The 6,796-nt window shown below is 50.3% G+C and carries 7 protein-coding genes; 3 read left to right on the top strand and 4 right to left on the bottom strand.

All coding sequences use genetic code 11. The features are described 5' to 3' along the window. The coding region (locus FE781_RS16230) for a transposase (protein ID WP_211346388.1) at positions 1-305 on the top strand (305 nt) is incomplete at its 5' end. 121 nt (positions 306-426) lie between these two features. On the opposite strand, the gene FE781_RS16225 is transcribed toward FE781_RS16230, so the two are convergent. Both FE781_RS16225 and FE781_RS16220 read right to left on the bottom strand, forming a co-directional pair. Further along, positions 427-618, bottom strand: a complete 192-nt coding sequence (locus FE781_RS16225; protein ID WP_138790662.1) for a hypothetical protein — start codon at positions 616-618, stop codon at positions 427-429. 24 nt (positions 619-642) lie between these two features. Beyond that, positions 643-1,692, bottom strand: a complete 1,050-nt coding sequence (locus FE781_RS16220; RefSeq protein ID WP_138790665.1) for an LLM class flavin-dependent oxidoreductase — start codon at positions 1,690-1,692, stop codon at positions 643-645. A 284-nt stretch (positions 1,693-1,976) separates the two neighbouring features. Here FE781_RS16220 and FE781_RS16215 point away from each other — a divergent pair, with 284 nt between their 5' ends. Beyond that, entirely contained in the window at positions 1,977-2,915 is a 939-nt protein-coding gene (locus FE781_RS16215) for an iron-hydroxamate ABC transporter substrate-binding protein (RefSeq protein ID WP_138790661.1), read from the top strand. A 298-nt stretch (positions 2,916-3,213) separates the two neighbouring features. Next, positions 3,214-4,743 carry a malate:quinone oxidoreductase gene (locus tag FE781_RS16210; RefSeq protein ID WP_138790660.1) on the top strand — a complete coding sequence of 510 codons (1,530 nt, stop codon included), beginning with the start codon at positions 3,214-3,216 and terminating at the stop codon, positions 4,741-4,743. Between the two features lie 120 nt (positions 4,744-4,863). On the opposite strand, the gene FE781_RS16205 is transcribed toward FE781_RS16210, so the two are convergent. After that, entirely contained in the window at positions 4,864-5,463 is a 600-nt protein-coding gene (locus tag FE781_RS16205; RefSeq protein ID WP_138790659.1) for a TetR/AcrR family transcriptional regulator, read from the bottom strand. Positions 5,464-5,478: 15 nt separating this feature from the next. Next, a complete protein-coding gene (locus FE781_RS16200; protein WP_138790658.1) occupies positions 5,479-6,666 on the bottom strand; it encodes an FAD-dependent monooxygenase in 1,188 nt (395 codons plus the stop codon). Positions 6,667-6,796 lie beyond the last annotated feature (130 nt).

The following is a 6,796-nucleotide window of genomic DNA, read 5'->3' as shown; positions in this document are numbered from 1 at the left end:
CCATGGATATTCTGGAGCAGGCAGAAAGTGACGTACTGGCCTACATGGCCTTTCCCAGGGAGCATTGGCGGCAAATTCATTCCACCAATCCGTTAGAGCGCTTGAATCGGGAGATCCGCCGACGTTCTGATGTGGTAGGGATATTCCCGAATCGAGAATCTGTCATCAGACTGATCGGTGCCATTTTGATCGAGCAGCAGGATGAATGGACCGTCGCACGCCGTTATTTCAGTCTTGAATCCATGACCAAAGTTGTCCAAGGAGAGCAACTCCCCCTTGCATCCACTACGCTCTTGCAGAAGTAAATCTAGGTCACGCGGTAGAAATCGATTTTACACCACTTGACGGGACACTACCCCTCCCCCAGCTAGCGCATCGTTCTCTGATCCTAAAAAGCTCGCAGAAGCCCGTTTATTGAGCTTGGAATTAAAACGATAAAAATTCGCGCTTCTCAATCGCTTCCACGAAAAACGGCGGTTCTTCCCCCGCCGTTCCCCGTTGCCGATGCATATTGGCCAATACGTAGCCAATATGCATTTCTTCTATCACTTCGGCATCTTTGCCTTTCGCTTCCAATAACGAATGGCGCTCCAGAAACGACCACGCTTCGGCCCCCACTTTTTGCTACTCGCTCTTCGACGGTTATTCTTTCGCTTCGATACGGGCGAGCTCCTGGCGCACGAGCGGCGCGACCTTGGTGCCGAGCAGCTCGATGGCGCGCAGCACTTCGCGGTGCGGCATCGTCCCGACATTCACGTGCAGGAAGAAACGCGTAACTCCCAAATTTTTGCGAAGCAGCACGATCTTCTCCGCGACATATTCGGGGTCACCGACATAAAGCGCGCCGCGAAGGCTGCGTGCGGCATCGAATGTTTCGCGCGTATAGGGCGGCCATCCCCGTTCGCGGCCAATCACGTTCATTTGGGCCTGCGTTGGAGGGAAGAACAGTTCGGCAGCCTGTTCGGTCGTATCGGCGACAAAGCCGTGCGAATGCGTCGCGATCGGCAGCGTGTCGGGGTTGTGCCCGGCCCGCGCGGCCGCTTCTTTATACAGTTCGACCAATGGAGCGAAACGTTCCGGCATTCCGCCGATAATGGCCAGCGCGATCGGAAGGCCCAGTTGCCCCGCCCGCACGACCGACTCCGGATTCCCGCCGCTGGCGATCCACACCGGCAGCGGATTCTGAACGGAGCGGGGATAGACGCCGAGATGTTGAATCGGGGGGCGGTGTTTGCCGCGCCAGGTCACCTTTTCCGAGGCTCTGATTTGAAGCAGCAGTTCCAGCTTTTCCTCAAACAGCTCGTCGTAATCGTCCAGGCTGTACCCGAACAACGGAAAGGATTCGATAAACGAACCGCGACCCGCCATGATTTCGGCCCGGCCGTTCGAGATTCCGTCCAGGGTGGCAAAAGCCTGATACACGCGAACCGGATCGTCCGAGGACAGTACGGTGACAGCGCTGGTGAGCCTGATCCGCTTGGTCATGGCCGCAGCCGCCGCCAGGACAACGGCGGGAGCGCTCCCGGCGTAATCGGGCCGGTGATGCTCTCCGATTCCATACACGTCCAGACCGACCTGATCGGCCAGGACGATCTCTTCGACCGCGTTGCGCAGCCGCTCGGCATGGCTGATGGCGGCTCCCGTCACCGGGTCCGGCGTAGCCTCCAAAAAGGTGCTGATTCCGATTTCCATCGGTTTTGCCCGTTCGGCCAATTCGTCTCGCCTCCTTGTATTCTCCATATAGTCTACTATATCTTTTTATGCTTCTCAACTTAAGTAAGTTAAATACCCCTCCAACACCTAGAAAGTGGATGTTTCTGTCTTTGCGGAACCGCCGGCTTGGCAGGGACTTCAATTATTTTTAGGATGAAGGGGTTGTTTCATTAACGATTGACAACCGCTGCTTGAGAGTTTATATTTGACATTGATAATCATTATCATCAAGTCATCTCATTTTCATGCAAGGGGATCTGAACATGAAAAACAAGTGGTTAATTCCTGTGGTTGTGCTGTTGCTGGCCATAATCAGCGCTTGCGGCCGCCAAGCCAGCGATTCATCGCAGCATGCGTCCGCTAGTCCGTCCGCCGACTCCAAGGAAGCGGAGACGAAAACCTATGAATCCGAACAGGGGCCGATCGAGGTTCCGGCTCATCCGAAGCGGATTGTGGCCTTGACGAATGCGCCGAATGTGCTTGCGTTGGGCGGAACGCTGGTCGGGGTGGACCAATGGACGCAAATGAATCCTCTGTTCAAGGATAAGCTGGTGGGCATCGAGGTCGTCGCGGAAGCGGACCTGGAGAAAATTATGGCGTTGGAACCCGATCTGATCATTTCGGGTTCGCATATGAACAATAATGCCGAGCTCGCTAAAATTGCGCCTACCGTTGTTTACACATGGGGCAAGCTGGATTATTTGAGCCAGCAACTGGAGATCGGAAAGCTGCTGAACAAAGAACAGGAAGCGCAAGCGTGGGTCAATGATTTCAAGAAACGAGCGGAAGCGGCGGGCAAGGCAATCAAAGCGAAGTTCGGCGAAAACATCAGCGTGTCGGTGATCGAGACGGATGCGAAAAACTTTTATGTATTCGGAGACAAGTGGGCACGCGGCACGGAGATTTTGTATCAAGCGATGCAATTGAATATGCCTGACAAGGTCAAGAAAGACGCGCTGGGGCCCGGTTATTATCAGCTTTCTCAAGAGGTTCTGCCGGAATATGCGGGCGACTTCATCGTGCTCAGCAGAGATCCGGAGAGCGACAAATCCTTTATGGATTCGGAAGTGTGGAAGAAGATCCCCGCCGTCAAGAACAACCGTGTCATCGAGATCAATACGAAAGCTTCGACCTACAGCGACCCGGTGACACTTGAGTATTTGCTCGAAATTTTCAAGAAAGGTTTCCTGGGCAAAGAGTAGGCCCAAGAGCGCTTCTAAATCGTGGGGAGACACCTTCAGCGGGTGTCTTCTTTTTGGTTGATCGGTTCGAACCGCAGCGGCGTCCGGGATGAGATGCTTGTGGACTTCTGCCGATAACCATCATATACATATAGCAAAACGTATTTAATTCTATAAATAATAGTGGTACACTAGAACAAGATTAAATTTAGTTTAGAAGAGATGGAAGACGATGTCGTGCAGGGGCTTGCTGTGACGCCTAAGCAGGAGCGCCCACATCCTTTCTGTAAATCATCTTAGGGTAATAAGGATGGTATAAATGAGCAACATACATGCGAAAACAGACGTGATCTTGATCGGTGCCGGCATTATGAGCGCGACTTTGGGAACATTACTGAAAGAGTTAGCACCGGAATGGGAAATCAAAGTGTTTGAGAAACTCGCAAACGCAGGAGAAGAAAGCTCCAACGAATGGAATAATGCGGGTACGGGCCATGCTGCTCTGTGCGAGCTTAATTATACACCCGAAAAATCTGACGGATCTGTAGATATTAGCAAAGCTATAAAAATTAATGAACAGTTTCAGCTTTCAAAACAGTTTTGGTCTTATCTTGTAAACAGCAATTTGATTCGTAATCCGCAGGACTTTATCATGCCAATTCCTCATATGAGTTTCGTACAAGGGGAAAAAAATGTATTGTTTTTGAAAAAGCGTTTCGAAGCTCTGTCAAAAAATCCCTTGTTCCAAGGAATGGAATTTTCCGATGACCCTGAAAAACTAAAGGAATGGGTTCCGCTTATCATGGAAGGCCGTACATCGAATGAACCGATAGCGGCAACAAAAATTGACTCTGGAACGGATGTCAACTTTGGCGCTTTAACGCGCTTATTGTTTGATCATTTAAAGAGACAAAACGTCGAGATAAATTACAAGCATCGTGTTCAGGATATTAAACGTGCTCGCGACGGCTCATGGGAAGTGAAAGTGCATGATATCGATCGCGGTAAAATCGAATACCATACGGCAAAATTCGTCTTTATCGGCGGCGGGGGCGGAAGTCTGCCTTTACTGCAAAAAACCGGTATTCCGGAGTCCAAACATATTGGCGGATTCCCGGTAAGCGGACTGTTTATGGTATGTAACAATCCGGAGGTTGTCGCGAAGCATCATGCAAAAGTCTACGGTAAAGCTAAGGTTGGCGCTCCTCCCATGTCCGTTCCGCATCTGGATACAAGGTATATCGACAACAAAAAATCATTGTTGTTTGGACCGTTTGCCGGCTTCTCGCCCAAGTTCTTAAAAACGGGTTCAAATTTCGATTTGATCCGTTCCGTAAAACCGAATAATGTCCTCACGATGCTGGCGGCAGGCGTAAAAGAGATGGCATTGACAAAATACCTGATCCAGCAATTGATGTTATCGAATGAACAGCGCATGGAAGAATTGCGCGAGTTTGTTCCGAACGCCAAAAGCGAGGATTGGAGTATAGTGGTAGCGGGCCAACGTGTGCAAGTGATTAAAGATACGGAGGCCGGCGGTAAAGGAACACTTCAATTTGGTACGGAAGTGATTAGTTCCGCTGATGGCTCGGTAGCTGCATTGCTCGGCGCTTCTCCGGGTGCTTCTACTGCCGTTCACGTCATGCTTGAGGTATTAGAAAAGTGTTTCCCGCAACATATGAAAAAGTGGGAACCGAAAATAAAAGAAATGATTCCTTCTTATGGCGTATCACTCGCGCAAAACCCGGAGCTTTTCCAAGAAATTCATACGCTGACAGCGCGGACGCTCGGCTTAGAGGGAAAACAAACCAGCGAATCCGAAAAAACCCTTCAATTGCAAGAAGCATAAATTGCCGTTTCGGCAAATTTATGCTTTTTTTATTTCACTGCCATTTTCCAATGGTGATAATAGTGTCTATTCACGCTGGCCTGAGAAATCATCCTCAGGGTCACTTGTTGATCGGGTGCATCATTTGGCCTTCAAAACCCTCAAAACCATATCGGCATCGGGCATCGGACAATCCTTCCACTGGATTTTGCTGATGGCCAGACCTTGGATAAGGGAATAGTACAAGACCGCCAATTTCACAGGATCATCCGGCATGATTTCTCCGGCTTGTTGACCGGCTTGGATTAAGGGCAATGTGGCTTTGATGGCTGAAAACGCAAGCCCATCGTCCATCATTTGTTTGACTTCCTCCGGGATGGCATCGGATGTAAAAGCTTGCATCATGATCAGAAAGAGATAAGCCCCCTCGCCGGAAATATTCTGCAAAATCATATTCGTCATCCAACGCAATTGCTGCAGGGGAGAACCCTCTTGTTGTTGAGCATACTGGATGACGAGGGTTGACCCTTGCAACGCCTTTTTGACCAGTGTGGAGAAAATCTCTTCCTTGGATTTGAAATAATGATAAACCAGACCGTGGCTAAATCCCGCTTCGGCGGCGATATCGCTGATTTTGGCGGCAGCCATGCCCCTGCGGGCGAACACTTTTAAGGCTGCTTGAAGAATCTGCTCCTGGCGTTCGTCCCGGATTTGTTGATTTTGTTCTTCCGTTCTTGGCATACGCTATTCCTCCGTTTACTTGTTGGCGGTATACATTTTGGCGAAGATTTTGCCCTTCCAGGGCATTTTGTCCAGAACCCGCATATTCCAATAAAAAAGGCGCTTCAGCATGATGCTTTTGTTTAGTTTCTCCATAGCTTTTTCTTGCCGAACCTGGCCTTCCTGCAGCTTGTTGATCTCATCCCGCCGCATCTGTTCGAACGCCATCAATTTCGCGCGGGAGTAGTCTTGGCTTTGAAGGGCATCCCAGAGGATCGGAGCAAGCACCTCGGAATCTTTCATCGCTGCATTGACGCCGATTCCGCCCGCCGGGCTCATCGTATGCGCGGCGTCACCCATGATAACCAAGCCGTTCTTCACCCAGGTTTCGCATTTGCAGCTCTGAACGGGCAGGCATATAAAATCGTTCCAATCCCGAATGTGCCGATCGACAAATGGTTTTAATTCCGGCGCGGCTTTCAGTAACGTATCGATAAAAGGTTGGAAATGCTGCTTTCGGAGAGCAGGGAACGATCCTTCGGGAATTTGCCAACCAATCTGTATGAAACCGCCGGTGCAGGCGAACAGGGTAATTTGCGTACGGTTCGCGAGTACAATCCGCATCGTCGGCTCCCAATCGGACGGAGCGGGAATTTTCGCCCACAGCACATCGTAACCATGCTTCGCGATTTGTGTGGGAATGTTGGCCAGTTTTCTTACGATGGAATGCCTGCCATCCGCCCCAACGACAATTTTGCTGCGAACCTCCACTTCTCCGTCTTTGCTTTTCGCCTTTAACCCGACCACTTGGTCTTGCTCGACGATCAACTCCGTGACGGTTGTTTTCATGAGCAGTTGAAAGCAACCGGTTTGCTGTGCTTCCTCAATGAGCACGCGGAGCAGGTGCTTGTGGGGGAAGTGAATGCCGACATGTTCGATGCCGAACAGGTCCGGCGTAACGGACATGACTCTTCTGGTGCCGTCGAAAAATTCGACCCTTGACATAGGCAAAATCCCCAGTTCCCGAACCTTATCAAAAAGCCGGTATTTTTTCAATAACGTCTCCACATCTCCATGAAGGTGTTCGCCGCGGAATTCGCGGTCGAGTTCCTCATGGCGTTCGATCAGCAGCGTGTTGATCCCTTTTTTGGCCAGCAGAAATCCAAGGAATGCGCCCGCAGGCCCTGCGCCGACAATACATACGTCAGCCTGATAGAGAGTCATTCGTCATCCACCTCTTATTTTTGATTGAATAACAAGTCAACCAAAACCACAACCAAACTGTATTACACTTTTTTCTAAAAGTCAATAGGGGCGAGGGGATTCGTGCGGATAAAAAATAAAACCGCCTCCC

This window comes from Paenibacillus thermoaerophilus (genome assembly GCF_005938195.1).
Taxonomy (GTDB): domain Bacteria; phylum Bacillota; class Bacilli; order Paenibacillales; family Reconciliibacillaceae; genus Paenibacillus_W; species Paenibacillus_W thermoaerophilus.
The sequence above is the reverse complement of the archived record's forward strand: the minus strand, read 5'-3'. Positions and strand labels throughout refer to the sequence as shown.